This is a genomic window from Candidatus Atribacteria bacterium (genome assembly GCA_011056645.1).
Taxonomy (GTDB): Bacteria; Atribacterota; Phoenicimicrobiia; order Phoenicimicrobiales; family Phoenicimicrobiaceae; genus Sediminicultor; species Sediminicultor quartus.
Genome location: DSEL01000182.1, coordinates 1 through 21,296 on the forward strand (window position 1 = coordinate 1; position 21,296 = coordinate 21,296).

A 21,296-nucleotide genomic window follows, 5' to 3' on the forward strand; every position below is an offset into this window, starting at 1 on the left:
GTTAATAACTTTTTAATAATATGTGTAAAACTCTGATTTAATGGACAATTCTTTTTATTTAAAAATAAAAATGGGGAATTTGTTAATATATAAAAATTTTATCCCTATTTTTATCCACAGGATACAAATAATAAAGTACTGGGGTTTATTTTTATTTCCCCAGTTTTAACAACACTATTATTAATAATACTATTTTTTTATCTAATTATTCAGAGTAAAGGAGAGAAGAAAATATGAAAATTATATGTTCTCAAGAGAGTTTATTACATGGGATTCAAACCGTACAAAAAGGAATATCTAGCAGAATTGGATTACCTATCTATAATGGAATACTTTTTGAAGCAAACGAAGATAATAAAGTTCATCTGTTTGCTACCGATTTAGAAATTGGAATAGATTGTTATATTCCTGCCCAGGTTATTAATACCGGATCTACAGTTATTCCCAGTAGAATAATAGGCGAACTGATTAAAAAATTTCCTGAAGGTAATATAGAGATAGAGTGTTTAGATAATAATATCACTACCGTTAAAGAAAGTAGTTCAAATTATAGAATTTTAGGATTTTCCGCAGAAGAGTTCTCTAATTTTCCCGAAATAAAGATGAGAGCTAAAATTAAACTAAGCCAAAAATTACTAAAAGAGACCATTCAACAAATTATATTTTCCACTGCCCGAGATGATAGTAAAACTTTTTTAAACGGAGCCCTATTTAAAATAAATGATAATAAAATTGAGGTAGTTACTACTGATAGTCATAGATTATCTCTTAAAAATATTAAAACTACAAACTTAGAAAAAACAGCAGCCGATAAACCAATAGAGGTTATTATTCCTTATCGAGCTTTATCAGAATTATCCAGAATCCTTTTAGAAGATGAAGAGGTCTTTGTAGAAATAAAATTTGGGGAAAAACAAATAATGTTTATTTTATTCCCTGATGGACAGAAGAATAGTATAAGAATTTACTCTCGATTAATAGAAGGTCAATTTCCCAATTACCAACAGATTTTTCCAAATTCTTTTAAAACCGAGATAAAAGTGAATACAGAGGAATTTAGGGATAAAATGGAAAGGATTGCCCTCTTTGTAAGGGAAGATTTAAAAACAGTAAAAGTGGAAGCAATTAATCAAGAAAATAATCAGAAAGAGGAAACATGTGAAATAATTTTAAAGGCAGAAAGCCCAAGTATTGGAGAAGCGTCGGAAAGGATTTCCTGTTTTAAAAAAGGAGAGGACATTACCATTACTTTTAACAGTGATTATGTTTTAGACGTACTAAAAATAATTAAAAAAGAAAATACCATTATAAAATTAAATAACCCTCTTAATCCAGCAATTATTGCTCCGGATGAAGATAAAAACTATGTCTATGTTTTGATGCCGGTGAGGGCAGAGTAACTATACAATATTTCTTCTTTAGGATATACTATACGTAATGTTTACTTAAAAAAGAGGAAAAGAAGAAGTTGTATTTTAAAAAAGTAAAATTAAAAAACTACCGAAATTTTTCTAACTTAACAATAAATCTTGATTCTAATCTTAATATTTTTATCGGAAATAACGCCCAGGGGAAGACCAATTTATTAGAAGGGTTGAATTTAATAATTAAAGGCAGCTCATACAGGACAAAAGAAGACTGGGAAGCAATCAAGTGGAAAAATAAAAGCGCCTATCTATTTGGAGAAATAAACAAAGATGATGAAGATATTCAAATAGCCATTGCCTTAGAAAATAAAACAGAGGATTTTTACAAAAACAAGCTGAGCAAGACCATAAAAATAAATCAAAATATTCGAAAAAAAGCTGCTTTAAACAAAGAATTTAAAGGAGTGGTGTTTTCTCCCGAGCATTTGCAGATCATAAAAGGAGCACCTTCTTTAAGAAGAAAGTTTTTAGATGAGCAAATATCCCAAATTTATCCTTTATACCACAAGTATCTTTCCGAATATTATAGAATTTTAGGCCATCGAAACAACATATTAAAAAAAGAAATTGACCAAAAAAAGAAAAAAGAAAAACTAATAATATGGGATCCCCGGCTAATAGAAAGGGGATCTTTTTTAATATTAACCAGGATTAAATTTATAAAAAAGATAAGTCAACTCGCTTATAATTTTCATCAAGAGATTACTAAAGGTAAAGAAGAGGTAGAGTTAACTTACCAAAGCAGTATATTAAAAGACAAAGAAGAAAGCATTTCTTTAATAACCCAACTATTTAAAGACAAAATAGAAGAATACAGGAAAAAAGAGGAGGAACAAGGAGCCACCTTAGTAGGTCCCCACCGGGACGATTTTTCAGTATTTATCAACGGAGTTAATCTCGCCTCTTATGGTTCACAAGGTCAACAACGAACAGCTGTCTTATCTTTAAAACTATCCGAATTAGAATTAATTAAAGAAAAAGAAGGAGTCTATCCTATATTTTTCTTAGATGATGTTATGTCAGAGCTAGATGAAGACAGAAGGCATTTCTTATTAGAACTGATTATTAAGAAAAAGGTTCAGACCTTTATTACCAGCATAAATCTGGATTATTTTAATAGTGATATTAAAGAAAAAAGCCAGATATTTAAAATAAAAGAAGGAAAGATAATTGCTTTATGAAAAAAAAAGAAATGGTTTCCTTTAAAGCGGCTTTAAGCAATTTTTTACAAGATAAAAAATGGAGCACAAAGATAAAGGCGTATCAAATAATTAGTCATTGGAACGATTTAGTGGGCAAGGAGATTGCCCAATCTTCCCAACCTATTAAGATACAGGATAAATGCCTTTTTTTGGCTGTGAAAAGCAATGTTTGGGCTAATGAACTGAATTTAAGAAAGGGAGAGTTTATTGAAAAAATTAATCAGGAAGCGGGAGAGGAGATAATCTCCAACATCCTGTTTAAGATCCGAACTCCCTATTTTCAAGACAAGAGAAAAGGGCTTTAAAGAGGTACAAAAAACGAAGATGAATTTTGACATAAGTGCTAAAATATAGTAAAATTAACCAGGTTTTTAGAATAAGAAATTAAACTTCACCATAAATTATAAAAATAAAAACCGTGGCGATAAGCCGCGGTTTCATTTTGATAGGAGTTACGCTTTGCCAAAAAGAAAAAAGAAAACTGATAATACAGATAATCAATATACCGCCAAACAGATACAAGTCTTAGAGGGGTTAAAGGCGGTTAGAAAAAGGCCTAGCATGTACATTGGTAGTACTTCCAGTAAAGGACTGCATCATCTTTTAGACGAAGTAGTAGATAACAGTATTGATGAAGCAATGGCTGGCTATTGCAAAAAAATAGAAGTGTTTATTCGCCCCGACGGCAGTGCTACCGTAACTGATGACGGCCGGGGGATCCCGGTTGACATTCACAAAGAAACCAAGTTACCCGCTGTGACTATAGTGTTAACCAAGCTCCATGCTGGCGGTAAGTTTGGAGGAGGTGGATATCGGGTCACCGGCGGACTACACGGAGTAGGTCTTTCAGTGGTAAATGCCCTTTCGGAATGGCTGGAAGTAGAAATCTCTCGAGACTCGGGAATATTTTTTCAAAGATTTGAAAGGGGAGATGCCGTATCCGAATTAAAAAAGATAGGAAAATCTTCCCGTACTGGAACCAAAATTACTTTTAAACCCGATCCAACCATTTTTGAGGAAACCAACTTTAATTTTGATAATATTACTCACCGGCTTAGGGAAATTGCTTTTTTAAATGCCGGCGTTAAGATTATTTTAAAAGACGAAAGAGAGGAGAACAAAGAAGTTTCTTATAAGTACAACGGAGGAATAAGTGAATTTGTCAGCCATTTAAACAAAAATAAAGATCTTCTGTTCCCCAAGCCCATCTGCTTTACCGGGAAAAAGGACGATATAGAGGTAGAGGTAGCATTGCAATATAATAACAGTTATACCGAAAACATCCTTTCTTTTGCCAATAATATAAACACAGAAGAAGGAGGAACCCATTTAGCAGGGTTTAAAGCTTCTATAACCAGGGTAATAAATGATTATGCCCGCAATAATTTATTGTCTAATGGCAAAAAATCGTCTTTAAAAGATGGCGATAATAATCTTTCTGGCGATGATGTAAGAGAGGGTCTGACTGCTGTAATTAGTGTAAAATTATTAAATCCCCAATTCGAGGGACAAACTAAAACCAAACTGGGGAATAGCGAGGTAAGAGGGGTAGTCTCTTATGTTGTAGGTGAAGGTTTAAATAATTTTCTTAACGAAAATCCAAGCATAAGCAAGAAGATACTGGATAAATCTGTTTCTGCCTTAAACGCCAGGGAAGCAGCCAGAAAAGCACGAAATTTAGTCCGGCAAAAAAATGAAATATCAGGGCTTGGCACTCTTCCCGGAAAACTATCTGATTGTTCAGAAAAAGATCCCCTGTTTAGAGAGATATTTTTAGTGGAGGGTGATTCGGCAGGAGGTTCTGCCAAACAAGGGAGAGATAGAAGATTTCAGGCTATCCTGCCCCTAAGAGGTAAAATATTAAATGTAGAAAAAGCCCGGTTGCACAAAATATTGGATAATAACGAAATAAGAGCCATGGTTACTGCCCTGGGCATTAACATTGGGGAAGATTTGGATATCGAAAAACTAAGATATTATAAAGTGATCATAATGACTGATGCGGATGTTGATGGAGCCCACATAAAAACTCTGCTTTTAACCTTTTTCTTCCGTTATATGAAACCGTTAATCGAAAGAGGGAATATTTATATTGCTCAACCTCCCCTCTATAAACTCGAATATAACAAAGAAAGTTATTATTTGTTTAACGATCAGGAGCTAAACGATAAGTTAAAAGAGATAGACGGCAATCCTCGGATTCAGAGGTATAAAGGTTTAGGAGAAATGAATCCTGAACAATTATGGGAAACCACTATGAACCCGGGAAACAGGATCTTAAAGAGAATAGAACTGGAAGACAATATAGAAGCAGAAACCATGTTTACGGTTTTAATGGGAGGAAAAGTTGAACCCAGAAAAGATTTTATTTATCGGCATAGTCTGGAAGTAAAGGAGTTGGATATTTAAATAGTCCTTAAACTGCGGATTGATAACCTGCATTTAACACTAAAAACTAAATTAATCGGTCAATTGGTGAATTGATCAGTTGGCAAATTGGAGAATCATGAAAGAAGAAGAAAAAGACAATTTAGACAATAATAACGAAAAAGAAAATGAAGAACGAGAAGAAGGATTTGTAGAAACAGGCAGAACCCTGCTTACTGATGTCGGTGGAGAAATAAAAGAAGCCTATCTTAGCTATGCTATGAGCGTAATAGTGGGAAGAGCTTTGCCTGATGTTCGCGATGGATTAAAACCGGTTCACCGCCGGGCATTATATTCTATGGAAAGAATGGGTAACACGCCCGATAAAGCCTATAAGAAATCCGCACGAATAGTAGGAGACATTATAGGCAAATACCACCCTCATGGCGATATGGCTGTGTATGATACCATTGTAAGAATGGCTCAGGATTTTTCCTATCGTTATCCTTTAGTCGATGGTCAGGGAAATTTTGGTTCTATCGATGGCGACTCTGCAGCCGCCCAAAGATATACCGAAATCCGAATGTCAAAAACTGCCCAGGAGTTGCTGGCCGACATAGATAAGGAAACGGTTAATTTTGTTCCTAATTATGATAATTCTCTTAAAGAACCGGAAGTTTTACCGTCGAAAATTCCCCAACTTTTACTTAATGGTTCTTCGGGAATTGCAGTAGGAATGGCGACTAACATTCCTCCACATAATTTGGGAGAGGTAGTTGATGGTGCCATAATGATCATCGAAAATCCGCAAGCTTCCTTACAAGAAATAATGACCGCAATCAAGGGTCCTGATTTCCCCACCGGTGGTATTATCTGCGGCAGAACAGGAATAAGGAGTGCCTATGAAACCGGTAAAGGAATTATAAAAATACAGGCTGCAGTATTTACCGAAGGAGTAAACGGCGAAAAAAGTACGGGCAAGAAAAGCCCCCGTATAATTGTTAAAGAACTCCCCTATCAAGTAAACAAAGCAAACCTGGTAGAAGACATTGCCCAGCTGGTTCAGGACAAAAAGATACCCGATATTTCCAGCTTAAGGGACGAATCAGATAGAAAAGGGATGCGGATAGTTATCGAACTAAAGAGAGGGGCTAATATAGATATAGTACTGAACAATCTTTATAAGCATACCAAGATGAAAATTACTTTTGGGATTAATATTTTAGCCATTTCCGAAGGCCGTCCCAAAACCTTTAATTTAAAAGAGCTACTAAAATGTTTTTTGGCTCACCGCAAAGAAGTGGTGGAAAGAAGAACCAGATACGAATTAAGGAAAGCCCGAGAAAGAGCCCACATCTTGGAAGGATTGAAAATTGCCCTGTCTAATATTGATGAAGTGGTACAGATTATTAAAAAAGCAGATAACGTAAAAACTGCGCACGATAAATTGAAAAGCAGATTTGGTTTAAGCGATATCCAGGCGCAGGCTATCTTAGATATGAAACTGCAGCGTCTTACTTCTCTGGAGACCGAAAAGATTTTAGAAGAATATTTAGAATTAATAAAACGTATTGCCTATTTAGAAGATATATTACAAAACGAAAAGAAACTCATGTTGATCATTAGAGATGAGCTGTTGGAGATGAAGCAGAAATACGGTGACGAAAGAAGGACTGAGATAATAGAAGAAGAAGGAGAATACGAAATTGAAGATTTCATTACTTCGGAGGACATAGTTATAACTTATACCCGGGATGGATACCTTAAGCGCCTTCCTTTAAGCACCTATAGAAAGCAACGGAGGGGAGGAAAAGGTAAAATTGGGATGACCACTAAACTGGAAGATCTTGTAGATCAGGTGTTTGTCACTACCAACCTCCACGATATCTTATTTTTCACCAGTAAAGGAATGGTTTATAGAAGGAGAGCCTATCAGATTCCCGAAGGAGGGAGAACTTCCCGGGGAGTAGCAGCTATCAATTTATTAGGTATTGAAAAAGATGAGCATATTACCACTCTTATTCCTATAGAGAGTAACGAATTGGAAGAATCAAAGGAAGAAAATAATCAAAAGTGTTTGTTTATGGCTACTAAAAAAGGAAAAATAAAAAAAGTTTCTCTTTCCCGTTTTTCTAATTTAAGAAACATCGGGATTATTGCCATTCGTCTCTTGCCCGAAGATGAATTAATCGGGGTAAAGCTCGCCGAGGGCAACGAAGACGTTATTTTAACAACTAAACACGGAAAGTCTATCCGCTTTTCGGGAGAGACAATAAGGTCCATGGGTAGAATCACCTTCGGAGTAAAAGGTATCACCTTACGGGAAAAAGACTTTCTGGTAAAAATTAGCTTAGTTCACCCAGAAACAGATAAATATTTATTGTTAGTAACCGAGAAAGGATTTGCCAAAAGAACATCCCTGAAGGAATTTAGAGAATTTAAAAGGCGAGGCAGCCAAGGGCTGAAATCTATTAAACTTACCAAAGAAAGAGGTTTGGTAGTAGACGTCAAAGAGGTGAGCGAAGAAGATGAGCTGGTATTGATCAGCCAACAAGGGATTGTTATCCGGGTTCAAGTTAAAGAGATTCGTCATACCGGAAGATGCACGCAAGGAGTTAGGGTAATGAACCTTGCACCGGAAGATAAGGTAGCCAGTGTTGCTCTGGTGTCGAGTGAAGATGTTGACCTGAGCTAAAAAAGGTTCTGAAAAATAAAAATAAAGATACTCGGAAAAGCTAACAAAAATTTTGACAAAATTAAATGCGAGTGCTAACATTATAAAAATTGAATAACCGGCCGATGACGGGAAGAGTAGGTTGAAAATTTTTGCTGTAGAGATTTTTCATCTGAAAACCAACCCGGAGGCTTAAGATGAATCTTAAAAAAGACTAAATCTTTCGGGATAAGACCCTTAGAGCTTACAGAGAGCTCTGAAAATATTTATTTCAGAGAAATAAAGTGGAACCGCGAAAATCTTTCGTCTTTACATTTAAAGTATAAGGCGAAAGATTTTTTTATATACTAACGTCTCATTTGAAGGGATGGTCGATAATCATGAAGAAAAATACGATCAATATCGGGATATTAGGATTGGGGACAGTAGGCCAGGGGACTCTTAAAGTTTTGCAGGAGAATAAAGCATTTATTGAGCAGAAGATATATCCCAAAAAAATTATCTTAAAGAAATTGGCAGATAAAGATAAAAATAAAATTCTGCCTGATAAAAGATTCTATAAAATTTTTACGGATTCTGCCGAAGAAGTAATAAACGATCCCGAAATAGAAATAGTGGTTGAAACCATAGGTGGTGTTGAACCAGCTAAAAGTTTGATTATAAAAGCACTCAAGTCGGGGAAACATGTGGTTACTGCCAACAAAGAAGTAATAGCCAAAGCAGGTTATGAAATTTTAGATATAGCCCAGGAAAATAAAGTGCATTTTCTTTTCGAGGCCAGCGTGGCTAGCGGGATCCCTATCATCGGGGCACTTTCCCACTCCCTTACTTCTTATAAAATAAAGGAGATAATAGGAATTTTAAACGGGACCACTAATTATATCCTCACTAAGATGAGTGAAGAGGACAAAGATTATGAAGAAGTATTGAAGGAGGCTAAAGAGAAGGGGTATGCCGAATCCGATCCCGGTAAAGATATTGACGGGTTTGATGCCTTTAATAAGATATTTATTCTTTCTGCCATTGCCTTCAGGGCAAAGATCGAACCGGACGATATCTATTATGAGGGGATAAGAAATATTAGCAAGCTTGATATTGAATATGCCCGAGAGTTGGGTTATAAAATCAAGCTTTTAGCTTTAGCCCGAAATACAGGTTCGGATCTTGATATAAGGGTTCACCCCTCATTAATCCCCCAAAGGCATACTTTGGCTAATATTGGTGGTGTCTACAATGGAATTCTAGTCCGGGGAGGGGATTTTGGAGACTTAACTTTTTCCGGTTTGGGTGCCGGGGCTTTACCCGCTGGAAGTATGATTGTCAGCAACATAGTAGAGATAATTAAAAATTACGAAAATTACCACAACCAGTATAATTGTTTTGAAACAAAGAAGATCAGGGATTTCAACCAAACTTATTCTCCTTATTATTTAAGGATCAGGGTAAAAGACAGACCGGGGGTTTTAGCAGAGATTGCCGGTGTTTTTGCTCGGGAAAAAGTCAGCTTTCTTTCGGTTATACAAAAGGGAGAAGCCGGAGAAGTAGCGGATATTGTTTTTTTAACTCATCAGGCTAAAGAAGGGAATGTCCAAGAGGCTTTGAAGGAAGTCGCTAGTTTAAAATGTGTAGAAAAAATATGCAGTGCCCTGAGAGTAGTGGAAATTTAAAAACAGTATATAGCATTTAGTATATAGTATATAGTAAAGAAAATAAAAAGAGAAAAAAATAGGAGTATATTGCATACGTTTCAACAAGCTAATCCGGGATTGCCGCGCTCACTTTGTTCACTCGCAATAACAGATTAGTAGAGAATAATTTAGTTTTTGCTAGTCAATTAAATAAAAAATAGGAGCAAGACAGGCGAGAGGCCTGCCCTACGAATTGGTGAATTATCACTAACTGGAAAACAGGAAAACCGGACAATTAGGTAAAATAATATAAACTTGTATCTTGTAATTTGTATTTAGTACTAACGACTATTCACCATCGACTAATAAAGGAGAAAATTTATGATAAAGATTAGAGTTCCGGCAACTACCGCCAACTTAGGTCCTGGCTTTGACTGTCTGGGCTTGGCTTTAAAATGTTATTTAAACCTGGAGATAGAAGAAATAGAAGGGGGACTGGTTATTGAATATCAGGGAGAAGGATCGGGAAAGTTTTCGGCCAAAAAGAAAGAAGATGCCCTAATCTGGAAATCTATCAACCTGGTTTTACAAAAAATCCATAAAGATATCCCCAAAAAGGGGTTAAAGATAAAAGCGCTTAACACCATACCTATTACCAGAGGATTGGGTAGCAGCGCATCAGCTATAATAGGGGGGATAGTGGGAGCAGCCAAGTTCTATGATTTTGATTTAACTAATCAGGAGATTCTTGAATTAGCTCTTTCTTTAGAAGGACATATGGATAATATTGTCCCTGCTCTAATAGGGGGGCTTACCCTGGCTTATAAAACCGATCAAGGAGAGATAAAGTGGACCAGGATAGAAACCCCGCTTGATTTACAAATTGTACTGGCGATCCCGGAATTTACTTTAAACACGAAAGAAATGAGAAAGGTTTTGCCTTCAAAAGTAGCATTATCTGAAGCTATATTTAATTTAAGCAGATCTGCTCTATTAGTTAATGCTTTGCAAAATTCCCATTGGGAAAGGTTGGTTGAGGCCATGGAGGATAGGCTGCATCAACCTTACAGGATGCCCTTTGTCCCGGGAATTGAAGAGATGTTCTCCCAAATCAAACAGACAGGTTTAGCAGGGGTAGCCTTAAGCGGTTCCGGACCTTCAGTAGTTTCTCTAACCAAAAAAGGCAGAGAGGAAGCAATCAGCAGGATAATGAAAGACGCTTTTTTAAAAGAAGGAATAACTTGTCGGATCTTGGTGTTAGAAGCTGATTTGGAGGGAACAGTAGTAAGTGATAAGTGACAAGTGATGAGTGAAGAGAAAGAAGTAGCTCGTTAGTTGCTTGCCTGGTTAGCCAGTCTGGAAATGAGTAAATTGGTGAATTGGGCAATTGGAGAATCGGTGAATTTTTTAAGGAGTGAATATTTTATCGATGAATAAAATTATAGTGCAAAAATACGGAGGAAGCTCGGTAGCCAATATCGAACGGATAAAAAAAGTAGCCGGGAAAATAGTGGAAAAGGCAAAAGAAGGAAATAAAGTGGTGGTAGTAGTTTCCGCGATGGGCAAGACCACTGATGAATTAATTAAAATGGCTGGCCAAATTACTTCATCTCCCAATGAACGGGAATTAGACATGCTCATTTCTACTGGTGAACAGGTTTCTATCGCCCTGCTAACTATGGCTATTCACTCCCTGGGTTGGGATGCTATCTCTTTTACCGGAATGCAGGCTGGAATTGTAACCAATGCCGCTCACACCAAAGCTAGGGTTACCGCCGTGGATCATACAAAACTAAGGTCCGCCTTAGAAAAAGGCAAAATAATTATCGTGGCTGGCTTTCAGGGCATTAACACTAATGGTGATATCACTACTTTGGGCAGAGGCGGGTCAGATACTACCGCTATTGCCCTGGCCGCTCAGTTAAATGCAGAGGGATGTGAAATTTATACTGATGTTGATGGCGTTTACACTGCTGATCCGCGAATAGTAGACAGCGCCCGTCGAATTCCGGTAATTTCTTATGATGAAATGGCTGAAATGGCCAGTTTGGGAGCAAAAGTAATGCACTATCGGGCTATAGATTTGGCCAGAAATTATCAGGTAAAAATTTTAGTTAAATCATCTTTTATTCCAGGAGAAGGAACCCTTATACAGGAGGTAGATCCGATGTTAGAAAAAGTAATCGTAAGGGGAGTAACCCAGGAGGTCAATGTAGGGAAGCTCGTTGTCCGGGGAGTTCCGGATGTCCCCGGCGTGGCTTATAAATTATTCAAAGCCTTAGCCGAAGAAGAGATCATTGTCGATATGATTATCCAGAGCGCCCATCATAATAAGGTGAATGATATCGCCTTTACTGTTGCTTCAAGCGATTTTGATAATACTATTCGAATCACTAAACAAATAGCCGATAAAATTAAAGCGAAGGGTGTAATCTCAGAACCGGGAGTAGCCAAAGTTTCCATTGTGGGTGCAGGTATTACCAGTGACCCGGCGATAGCTGCCAGGATGTTCGGAGCTTTAGCCCAAGAAGGGATAAATATCGATATGATTAGCACCTCCGGGATTAGGATATCCTGCTTGATCCTTGATTCCCGCATCCAAGATGCGGTAAAAGCAATACACAAAGAATTTCATTTAGATAAAGAAGGTGAAGAAAAATGAGAAAATATAATGTCGCTGTTGTAGGGGCTACCGGAGCAGTTGGTGAAGAGATGAGGTTGGTGTTAGAGCAAAGAAAATTTCCTGTGGAGAAATTAAGTCTCTTTGCTTCCGACCGTTCAGCGGGCAGAACCTATAAATTTAATGAAGAGGAAATTATAGTTTGGGAGTTAAAAGAAGATTCCTTTTTCGGGATTGATATCGCTCTTTTTTCAGCCGGTGATGAAGTAAGCGCCCACTTTGCTCCCCTGGCAGTGCGGCAGGGTGCGATAGTAATAGATAATTGCAAGTACTTCCGCATGGATCCCAAGGTTCCTTTGGTGGTTCCGGAAGTGAATCCCGATGATTTAAAATGGCACAAGGGTTTAATCGCCAATCCCAACTGTTCTACTATTCAGATGGTGATGGCCTTAAAGCCTATCTATGATGAGGTAGGGATAGAAAGAGTGATTGCAGCTACTTATCAGAGCGTTTCCGGAACCGGTAAAGATGCTATAGCAGAACTAAAGAATCAAGCGATTTCTATTGCTAAGGGCGAGAAGTTTGATGTCAAAGTCTATCCTTATCAGATAGCTTATAATGCACTCCCCCATATCGGTGCTTTTCAAGAGAACGGCTATACTTCCGAAGAGATGAAGATGTTAGACGAGACCAGAAAGATATTGGGAGATGATCAAATTCGTGTAGTGGCTACTACGGTGAGGGTCCCGGTCTATCGAGCTCATTCGGAAGTAGTCCATATAGAGACCAAAAGGAAAATCTCTCTTCAAAGGACCCGGGGAATATTGAGCTCTTTTCCCGGAGTTAAAGTGATTGACCATCCGGAAAAATTAGAATACCCCTTAGCTTTATTTGCCGAAGGAAAGGACGAAGTCTTTGTAGGTAGGATCAGAGAAGATATCTCCACCGAAAATGGTCTGGTGATGTGGATAGTCTCCGATAATCTGCGAAAAGGTGCTGCTCTAAATGCTGTCCAAATAGCCGAACAGCTAATAAAAAAGGAACTCTTTTTATAAATAAAGCCAAATAACGGCGAAAACTTACCAGGGGAAAGCCCTATAGCAGGCTTATTTCTGTGACTCTTTAATTCACAATAAATATTTTAGTAGCAGTACGGCGTAAGGTCCTGTGCTTATATGATGAGAGAAGCCCATTAATACCCTTAAAACTCTAATGGTAAGAGTCCTTTTGTTTTGGCTGATAATCTGGTAAAATTAATATATGAAAGCACTTCCTCAATTTCTGAAAAAATATTTTTGGGATGTAGATTTTTCTAAATTAGACCAAGAAATATTTCCTTCATTTATTATTGAAAGAGTATTAGAAGAAGGGGATGAAAAAGCAGTAAGGTGGATGAGAGAAAACTTTAATAATGCTCAGATAAAAAATGTACTTTACAATTCTAAGAATCTTTCCCCCAGAAGTGCTAATTATTGGCAATTAATTTTTAATCTGAAGAGAGAAAAAATATTATGCTTCAGAAAATCATTTCAAAAAGAACAAAAGCCAATCTGGAAATACTAACCAAAGAAGCGGTGCTTAAAAATTTTTATTTAGCTGGTGGAACGGGCGCAGCCTTACAATTAAAGCATCGCGTTTCCCTTGATTTAGATTTTTTTACCAAAGAAGACATTAACACCAAAATCTTAATTCAAAAAATTAAAACCCTGGAAAAATTTTCTATAGAAAGAGAAACAGAGAATACTTTAATTGGAATATTTAATAGAACCCGGGTCAGTTTTTTAAAATATGATTATCCCCTACTTTTTGACCCTAAACCAATAAAAGAAATTAATGTCGCAGACCTCAGAGATATAGGTTGCATGAAAATTGATGCTATTTCCTCTCGCGGAACAAAGAGAGATTTTATTGATTTATTTTTTATCTGTAAAGAATTAATATCTTTAAATAATCTTCTAGGTTTGTTTAAAAGAAAATACAAGAGCGTAAATTATAATATGATGCATATTTTAAAAAGCTTGATATATTTCGAAGACGCTGAAAATAATCCAATGCCAAAGATGATTGTTCATGTATCTTGGCAAAAAGTAAAAAGTTTTTTTAAAGAAGAAATTAGAAAAATTGATAATAAATAAAAACCTACCAAGGGACCAGGGTTTTCTAGTAGGTTTTTCTGTACCTTTTTCCTCAAAAACCCCCCCAACATTATTCTTCATAATTTCTTTATGGTATAATATTATTTCAATTTCATAGATATAAACACGTTCACACTATTTTTACTGGAGGAAATAAACAATTGTTACAAAATAATAGAAATATTCATATATTAAAAAAAGACGAAAAAGAAATTTTATTAGTAGGTACTGCTCACGTCTCTAAAGACAGTGCCCGAGAAGTGAAAGAATTAATTGAGCAAGAGAAACCGGACAGCGTCTGTGTAGAACTGTGTCATGCCCGTTATAGCAGTATCAATACTCCGAACAAATGGAAAAATATGGATATTATCACCATCATAAAACAAAAAAAGGCTCCGCTCCTTCTGGTTAATTTAATTTTATCTTCTTTTCAAAAACGATTAGCTCAACAATTAGGGATTAATCCAGGTCAGGAAATGATCCAGGCTATCTCATCAGCAAAAGAGATGGGAGCCCAACTGGTCCTTGCCGATAGGGACATTCAAGTGACCTTTACCCGTGTCTGGAAAAAGCTTAATCTCTGGGGAAAAATACGGATAATTTTTATGCTAATTTTAAGTATACTCAGCAAGGAAAAAATTTCCGAAAAAGAAATTGAAAGGCTAAAATCAGAAGACATTCTTACCGCAGCCTTAAGCGAATTAGCCCATTCATTTCCCCAATTAAAACATACTCTAATCGATGAAAGAGATCAATACCTGGCTGAAAAAATAAGACTGGCTCCTGGCAATAAAGTCATTGCCGTTGTAGGTGCCGGGCATATACCAGGTATTAAAAAGGAAATAGATAAAGAGCATGATTTAATAGCTCTCAGCAAAATACCTTCTACTCCCAATTACATAAAAGCGTTGGCCTGGGGCATTCCTCTGGTAATCATTGCGATTATCGCCTCTACTTTTAGTTATTATCCTCCTGCTGGTTTTGACCAGATTATCCAATGGTTTTTATGGAATGGCTCTCTATCTGCCCTGGGGGCATTGATTGCTATAGCACACCCCCTTTCTATCCTTACTGCCTTTGCGGCTGCCCCCTTTAGCTCTTTAAATCCTCTTTTAGCAGCCGGATGGTTTGCCGGTATTGTAGAAGCCCTGATTAGGCGTCCCCGGGTAGAAGATTTTGAAGAACTGGGGAATATCACTGCCCTCAAAGACTTTTTTCATAATCGGGTTACTAAAATATTGCTGGTAGTCGCTCTGGCTAATCTGGGAAGTATGGCAGGGACGTTTATCGGTGGAGCAAAAGTAATCCAACTCTTTATCAACACCATCAATCCTTAAATTAAAAAATAGGATGTATCCCTATTTTTTAAGATAGTGTAAAATTTTAGTAGGGGTTTTCTAGGAAATCACTTGCCAGTAGGTCAACAAAAAAGGTAGACTTACCTCATAGATCAAACTAAAGAAAAAGAAGAAACCTTCTTTTTCTAAATAAGGAGGTAAATCTACCTAATGAAAGAATTGTGCTTAACAGTTACCTTACCATCTCTACAAGTGACTATACCAGAAGGCAAACTAAATTTCCAGTACCTGGAGAAATTTGTTTTTAACCTAACCAAAATCATAGGCCAGCATGTCCTAACCGAAATACTCCAGTTCCTTGACAACAAATTAAGGAAAGAAAGACAAAGGGGAGAGCTTTCCAACTGTGTAAAGCGTAGCAAATATCTCTTGACCCTCCTGGGCAATATCACCTACCAGAAGCATCTCTACCGGGGCAAAGAAGGTCGTTACCGTGGTCTTTTGGATGAAACCCTGGGCTTAAACCCCAATCAGCGTATGAGCACTCATTACCAGAAGATCACCGGGCTATTCTCTTTTCTAGCCGGCAGCTACCATAATGCCCAAAGATTCCTAGAGTATTGTTATGGAGATTCAGTAAGCTTTGAGGCTATCCGCAGGCAGGTACAACTGCAGGGTAGCCAGATTCAAAGACAGGAAGAATACGCCTTTGACCAAAACTTAGAAGAGGCTCTAAAACCAACAACCCTCACCCCAAAATCAAATAGAGAGCCCCTCTATCTGGAGATAGACGGCACCATGATTCACCTGCAGAAACAGCAGAAGAAAAAGGCGGAATTGAAACTGGCTATCATCCACCAAGGAAAAGAAAAGAGGTATCCTTCGGGAAACTCGGATGCCAAAAAGCTCAAAGATAAATTAGCCTATACCGGTCTTGGCCCAGCAGATGAATTTATGGCTCAGGTCAGTCTCCTGGCTGAAGAGAAGTTTCATCTGTATGACCATAACCTTATCTTAGTAGGAGGGGATGGTGCTCCCTGGATCAAAGAAGGAGCGAAAGATTATTTTCCTCATTCCATCTACCAATTATGCCCCTTTCACTTAAAACGTAAACTAATCCAGCATCTTTCCTATAACCGTAAAAGAAAATCTGAGATTAGTTCGCTCTTAGGAGAGGGTAACCTCCCGGAAGCACTTATTTTATTGGAAGAAGAAAAAGGTAAGAATCCCCCCAAAAAAGATGAATTAAATGAACTGATTACCTATCTTGTCAATAACTCTGAGGGAATCAATGCCGTAGATCGCTTAAAAGAAGCAGGATTACCTGTAGATACCATGGGAGCCATTGAGGGCAATATCGACAAGATCCTGGCCAATCGCTTCAAGAAAAGGGGGATGAGCTGGAGTCTTACTGGAGCACTGAACCTAGCCAAGGTCGGACAATTGATCATCAATGATGACTGGGATGACTTCTGGCCGAAAGAACCAGAGGTGATCCTCAAACAGATAGAGCCTAAAGAAGAAGACCATTTCCCCAAAGAGGATAAATATGACCGTAGATATTCTCTTCCGGTATTAGTAGGTCCCCACCAGGACAAAAGCTGGGTAAAACAATTAAAGGAGTTTATCAGTATTCATTAATTAAAGATTAATAAAAGAATATAGGAGTGTATCATTAGAATGTATTGCTATTATTATTCTCGTTTTACGGTTAGAATTTGTTTATTATCATTACTCTGTAACTTGATTTAATTTGCATAAATTTTGAGGTAAGGAAAACCCCCCACAAGTAGTTGACACGAACATTTTTTAAAATCAATTTGTATTATCCAAAATCTTATTGTACTATAAATAAAAAGATCAGGATTGCTAAGATTTTTCAAAATTTTGACCCGCCTAATTAAATTTTATTTTTATATTTATTTTTTTATAAAAAGATAATGCCTAACGAAGTTTAAGCAATGCACAAAAAAAGGAGGTGATCTTTTCAGAACTCTTTGTATGGATAAACCAGAAAAAAAATTAAAATTGAAAGGAGAATTTTATCATTATGTCAAGCATTAAGAAAAATTTTGTTATTCTTTTCCTCACCTTGATTTTTAGTTTGATATTAGTATGGTTCGTGGGTGAAATGAATATTCCCATACAAGCTGCCGAAGAATTAAATGCTTATTCAATTTGGCCGGAGAATTGGGCACGACCGATGTTCGAAGAGTTTGAAAAAGCAACCGGGATACATGTAAATTTTATTCGTTTTTCTTCCGGTGAGGCCCTGGCACGGGTGATAGCGGAAAAAAACAATCCACAAGTAGATGTTCTTTTCGGCGGACCCGTAGAAACTCACAGTGCAGGAATTAAAGAGGGGGTATTTGAAGCCTATAAACCACCTTCATATGATGTATTGGAAAGCAGATTTAAAGATGCTGATGGATTTTGGGTCGGCATTGCCGATGATCCGCTGGTATTTATGTCCAATGCGGAATTTCTGAAAGAAAAAAATCTTAATCCGCCTGCATCCTGGTATGATTTACTCGACCCTGCCTATAAAGAAATGATCCAAATGGCTGATGCCCGTACTTCAGGCACAGCTGTTACCAGGATATTTACTATTCTCCAAGTTTTTAATAGAGATGAAGAAAAAGCCTTTGAATACATGAAAAAATTACGTGCTAATGTACAAGTGTATACAAAAAGTGGTGGAGGAGGAACAATTCCCGTAGGTTTAGGCCAGGCTGGAGCAGGGATATTCTTTATAGTCGATGCTTTGAAAACACAACAGGAAGGTTATGATGTTGTAGTATCTTTCCCCAAAGAAGGAATTGGTACATCTACCGAAGCAATTGCCTTGCTTAAAGGAGCTAAAAACCCCGAACTAGGCAAAAAGTTAATAGACTGGGCTTCCAGTCCGGCAATGCAAAATCTTTTTGCAAAATACCAGATTAACTTTATTCCTGCCCATCCGGACGTAGAGATTGAACCAAGTCTGGCTGCGGTGATAAAAGACGCAAATATTTTCCCAATAGACAGTGTTTGGGCGGGGGAAAATCGTGAACGTATTGTAAATGAATGGGTAGAAAAAGTTTTGCCTTAACCGATAGCTACTATTAAGTAAGAAATTTATTGAAAGAAAGAGAAAAAATGCCCGCTTTTTTAAATTTATTTAAGAAAAAAATATCTACTAATTTGCCAAAAGATCCGGCAATTTTACTAAGCATCATGGTAATTTGGTTCTTTTTATTATTATTCATTATTTTCCCTTTATCAAAAATAATTATATTAACTTTTGAAAAAGGCGGGCATTTTACTTTATCTAACCTCCTGGAAATCCTGAATAAACGGAATCATATACAAGCATTTTGGAATAGCCTTCTTCTGGCTACCCTGGTTGGTTTGTCAGGGACGATTCTTGGTTTTTTCTTTGCTTTTACTTCGGTTAGAGCTAATCTTTCCAAGGGCTGGTCAAAATTTTTAGACGGCACCATCATACTGCCTCTTATATCTCCTCCCTTCACTACAGCAATTGCCATGATATTTTCCTTTGGGCGGAGAGGACTTATCACCTATAATCTATTAGGAATAAAAACATTTAATGTTTATGGTTTACATAGTGTACTGTTTGCCGAAACCATTACCTTTTTTCCCATTGCTTATCTTACTTTAAAAGCTGTTCTGTCTGGTATTGACCCTACGGTAGAAGATATGGCATTTAGTCTGGGAAGTTCCCGGGGAAGGGTGTTTAGAACTATTACCCTACCGCTTGCTATCCCGGGATTAGCAAATTCCTTTCTTTTGCTATTTGCTGCCTCTTTGGCCGATTTTGCCACACCTTTAATTCTGGCAGGAAATAAATTTCCGGTACTCCCTACCGAAGCCTTTCTTCAGATTACCGGGTTATTTGATATAAGAGGAGGAGCAGTTTTATCTTTTATTCTTCTGGTCCCCGCTTTTTTAGTATTTATTCTTCAGAGGTATTGGGTAAGCCGAAAATATTATGTGACTATTACCGGAAAAGCCGGAGCACAGACTCAAATTAAAAGTGTTACTTCCATAACCGGAAGAATTTTTCTTGCCGTATGCATCCTTGTTTCCCTTTTAATTCTATATTTCTATATTCTTTTATTCTATGCTTCTATTATAAAGGCATTTGGTGCCAATTATCAGGTTACTTTACAACATTATACGGTGGTTTTCACCGAGGGATTAAAGGCCATAAAAGATACACTTATTATTGCCACTACGGGAATGTTGCTGGGGGGGTTTTATGGTGTTATTGTGGGATATTTGATCTCTAAAAAGACCTTTATTTCCCGATCTGCTATGGAGATTATTTCAATGGTCAATTACTCTCTGCCCGGAACGATAGTAGGAATTGCGTATTTAATTGCTTTTAATAATCCTCCGATTATGATAACCGGAACGGCAATTATTATCATAGCCTGTTATGTCTTTCGATATGGTGCTACGGGAATTCGGACTACAGTAGCTATTCTTCAGCAAATCGATCCAAGCATCGAAGAAGCATCCTCAAGCTTAGGAGCTAATGCTGCCACCACTTTTAAACGTATCACCATACCACTTATCCTTCCCGGTTTATTTAGCGGTTTAGGGATAGTATTTATTCGTTCAATGACAGCAATCAGCGCTACCATCTTTTTAATTTCTATAAACTGGACTCTTATTACCGTTCGTATTCTCGAGAAGATGACCGAACTGGAATTAGGCGTAGCTGCTGCGTTTTCCACTCTGGTAGTCGTAATTGTTTTTATAGTGATTATATTTATTAATTTGTTTCTCAGGCTATTTCGCGGCCCAGGAGCAATCGATATGTCTAACATTTTAGGAGGATAATATGGAAGCAATCGGAATCCATTTAAGCAATATTCATAAAACCTTTATACATCGAATAAAAGGCAAAGTAAAAGCCGTTGATAATGTTAATTTAGACATCGAACATGCTAAGCTGGTAACCTTATTAGGCCCCTCTGGCTGCGGTAAGACCACTACCTTAAGAATGGTTGCCGGCTTTGAACAACCAGATCAGGGAACTATTTTTCTTGGAGAAGAAAATGTGACCAATTTATTGGCAAATAAACGAAATATTGGGTTCGTTTTTCAGAATTACGCTCTTTTTCCCCATCTTTCGATTTATGAAAATGTTGCTTATGGTCTAAAAGTAAAAGGGGTTTCTCCACAAGAAGAAAAACAGAGAGTTGATGAAATTTTAGCTATGGTGGGCTTAACCGGGTATGAAGCGCAGTTTCCTCACCAGATTTCTGGCGGAGAACAGCAGCGGGTAGCCCTTGCCCGTGCCATTGTGATCAGACCAAAAGTTCTTCTCCTGGATGAGCCTTTATCAAACTTAGATGCAAAATTAAGAGTTCATACTCGGAGCGAAATAAGACGTCTACAGCAATCTCTCCACATGACTTCTATTTATGTTACTCATGATCAGGAGGAAGCAATGGCTATATCTGACCACATAGCCATTATGAATAAAGGGAAGATAATTCAGGTAGGAACAGCAGAAGATTTATACTTTCAACCTAATTCAGAATTTGTTGCGAAGTTTATTGGTAGAATTAATACACTTCCTGCAGAAGTACAAGAAGTGGAAAATGGCTTTATAATGGTAAAAATATTTAATCATGCTTACAAAATTGCTGCCGTTTCAGAGGGAATTAAACCCCAACAAAAAATAAATGTTTTTATCAGACCAGAATTTGTACAACTTTCTAAAAAGGTAGAAGGGAAAGAATTAAAAGGAATTGTTACCGAAAAAGTCTTTTTGGGAGAGAAAGTCGAATTTGCCATAGATGTTTATGGACATAGCTTAAATATTACCTCTTACAATGCTGTCGAATATGCAAAATATGTATTAAATCAAGAGGTAGAGGTACACCTGGCTGAAAAGGAGCTGAAAATTTTTAAAGAGAAGGGAGATTAAA

Annotated in this window: 15 protein-coding genes and 1 pseudogene; all 16 read left to right on the plus strand. The window is 37.2% G+C overall.

What is annotated here, in order from left to right; genetic code table 11:
- The first annotated feature begins 233 nt into the window (after positions 1–233).
- The 16 genes and pseudogenes from dnaN to ENO17_08065 all read left to right on the plus strand — a co-directional run bounded on the left by dnaN (position 234) and on the right by ENO17_08065 (position 21,295).
- Positions 234–1,400: pseudogene (dnaN, locus tag ENO17_07990) on the plus strand (DNA polymerase III subunit beta).
- Positions 1,401–1,468: 68 nt separating this feature from the next.
- The gene (recF, locus tag ENO17_07995) at positions 1,469–2,608 is read left to right on the plus strand and encodes a DNA replication/repair protein RecF (protein ID HER24972.1); all 1,140 of its coding nucleotides are present in this window, start codon (positions 1,469–1,471) and stop codon (positions 2,606–2,608) included.
- Complete coding sequence (locus tag ENO17_08000) at positions 2,605–2,934, plus strand: DUF721 domain-containing protein (GenBank protein ID HER24973.1); 330 nt, start codon at positions 2,605–2,607, stop codon at positions 2,932–2,934. The genes recF and ENO17_08000 overlap by 4 nt, the downstream gene beginning before the upstream one ends.
- Positions 2,935–3,088: 154 nt before the next feature.
- A complete protein-coding gene (gene gyrB, locus ENO17_08005) occupies positions 3,089–5,038 on the plus strand; it encodes a DNA topoisomerase (ATP-hydrolyzing) subunit B (protein ID HER24974.1) in 1,950 nt (649 codons plus the stop codon).
- A 97-nt stretch (positions 5,039–5,135) separates the two neighbouring features.
- Positions 5,136–7,691, plus strand: a complete 2,556-nt coding sequence (gyrA, locus tag ENO17_08010) for a DNA gyrase subunit A (protein ID HER24975.1) — start codon at positions 5,136–5,138, stop codon at positions 7,689–7,691.
- A 359-nt stretch (positions 7,692–8,050) separates the two neighbouring features.
- Positions 8,051–9,337, plus strand: coding sequence for a homoserine dehydrogenase (locus ENO17_08015; protein ID HER24976.1), 1,287 nt, complete (start codon positions 8,051–8,053; stop codon positions 9,335–9,337).
- Positions 9,338–9,679: 342 nt separating this feature from the next.
- Positions 9,680–10,597 (plus strand): homoserine kinase, encoded by a 918-nt coding sequence (locus tag ENO17_08020; GenBank protein HER24977.1) that lies wholly within the window; start codon positions 9,680–9,682, stop codon positions 10,595–10,597.
- A 130-nt stretch (positions 10,598–10,727) separates the two neighbouring features.
- Positions 10,728–11,960, plus strand: a complete 1,233-nt coding sequence (locus ENO17_08025; GenBank protein HER24978.1) for an aspartate kinase — start codon at positions 10,728–10,730, stop codon at positions 11,958–11,960.
- Positions 11,957–12,973 carry an aspartate-semialdehyde dehydrogenase gene (locus ENO17_08030; GenBank protein ID HER24979.1) on the plus strand — a complete coding sequence of 339 codons (1,017 nt, stop codon included), beginning with the start codon at positions 11,957–11,959 and terminating at the stop codon, positions 12,971–12,973. Before ENO17_08025 ends, ENO17_08030 begins: the two co-directional genes overlap by 4 nt.
- Before the next feature lie 205 nt (positions 12,974–13,178).
- A complete protein-coding gene (locus ENO17_08035; protein ID HER24980.1) occupies positions 13,179–13,481 on the plus strand; it encodes a hypothetical protein in 303 nt (100 codons plus the stop codon).
- The gene (locus ENO17_08040; protein HER24981.1) at positions 13,430–14,053 is read left to right on the plus strand and encodes a hypothetical protein; all 624 of its coding nucleotides are present in this window, start codon (positions 13,430–13,432) and stop codon (positions 14,051–14,053) included. The genes ENO17_08035 and ENO17_08040 overlap by 52 nt, the downstream gene beginning before the upstream one ends.
- Before the next feature lie 161 nt (positions 14,054–14,214).
- Positions 14,215–15,390 carry a TraB/GumN family protein gene (locus tag ENO17_08045; protein HER24982.1) on the plus strand — a complete coding sequence of 392 codons (1,176 nt, stop codon included), beginning with the start codon at positions 14,215–14,217 and terminating at the stop codon, positions 15,388–15,390.
- Between the two features lie 171 nt (positions 15,391–15,561).
- Positions 15,562–16,992, plus strand: coding sequence for a hypothetical protein (locus tag ENO17_08050; protein ID HER24983.1), 1,431 nt, complete (start codon positions 15,562–15,564; stop codon positions 16,990–16,992).
- Positions 16,993–17,401: 409 nt separating this feature from the next.
- Positions 17,402–18,442, plus strand: a complete 1,041-nt coding sequence (locus tag ENO17_08055; GenBank protein HER24984.1) for an ABC transporter substrate-binding protein — start codon at positions 17,402–17,404, stop codon at positions 18,440–18,442.
- 47 nt (positions 18,443–18,489) lie between these two features.
- A complete protein-coding gene (locus tag ENO17_08060; GenBank protein ID HER24985.1) occupies positions 18,490–20,199 on the plus strand; it encodes an iron ABC transporter permease in 1,710 nt (569 codons plus the stop codon).
- A gap of 1 nt (position 20,200) precedes the next feature.
- Positions 20,201–21,295: an ABC transporter ATP-binding protein gene (locus ENO17_08065; GenBank protein ID HER24986.1), complete on the plus strand. Its 1,095-nt coding sequence runs from the start codon at positions 20,201–20,203 to the stop codon at positions 21,293–21,295.
- The last annotated feature ends 1 nt before the right edge of the window (position 21,296 follow it).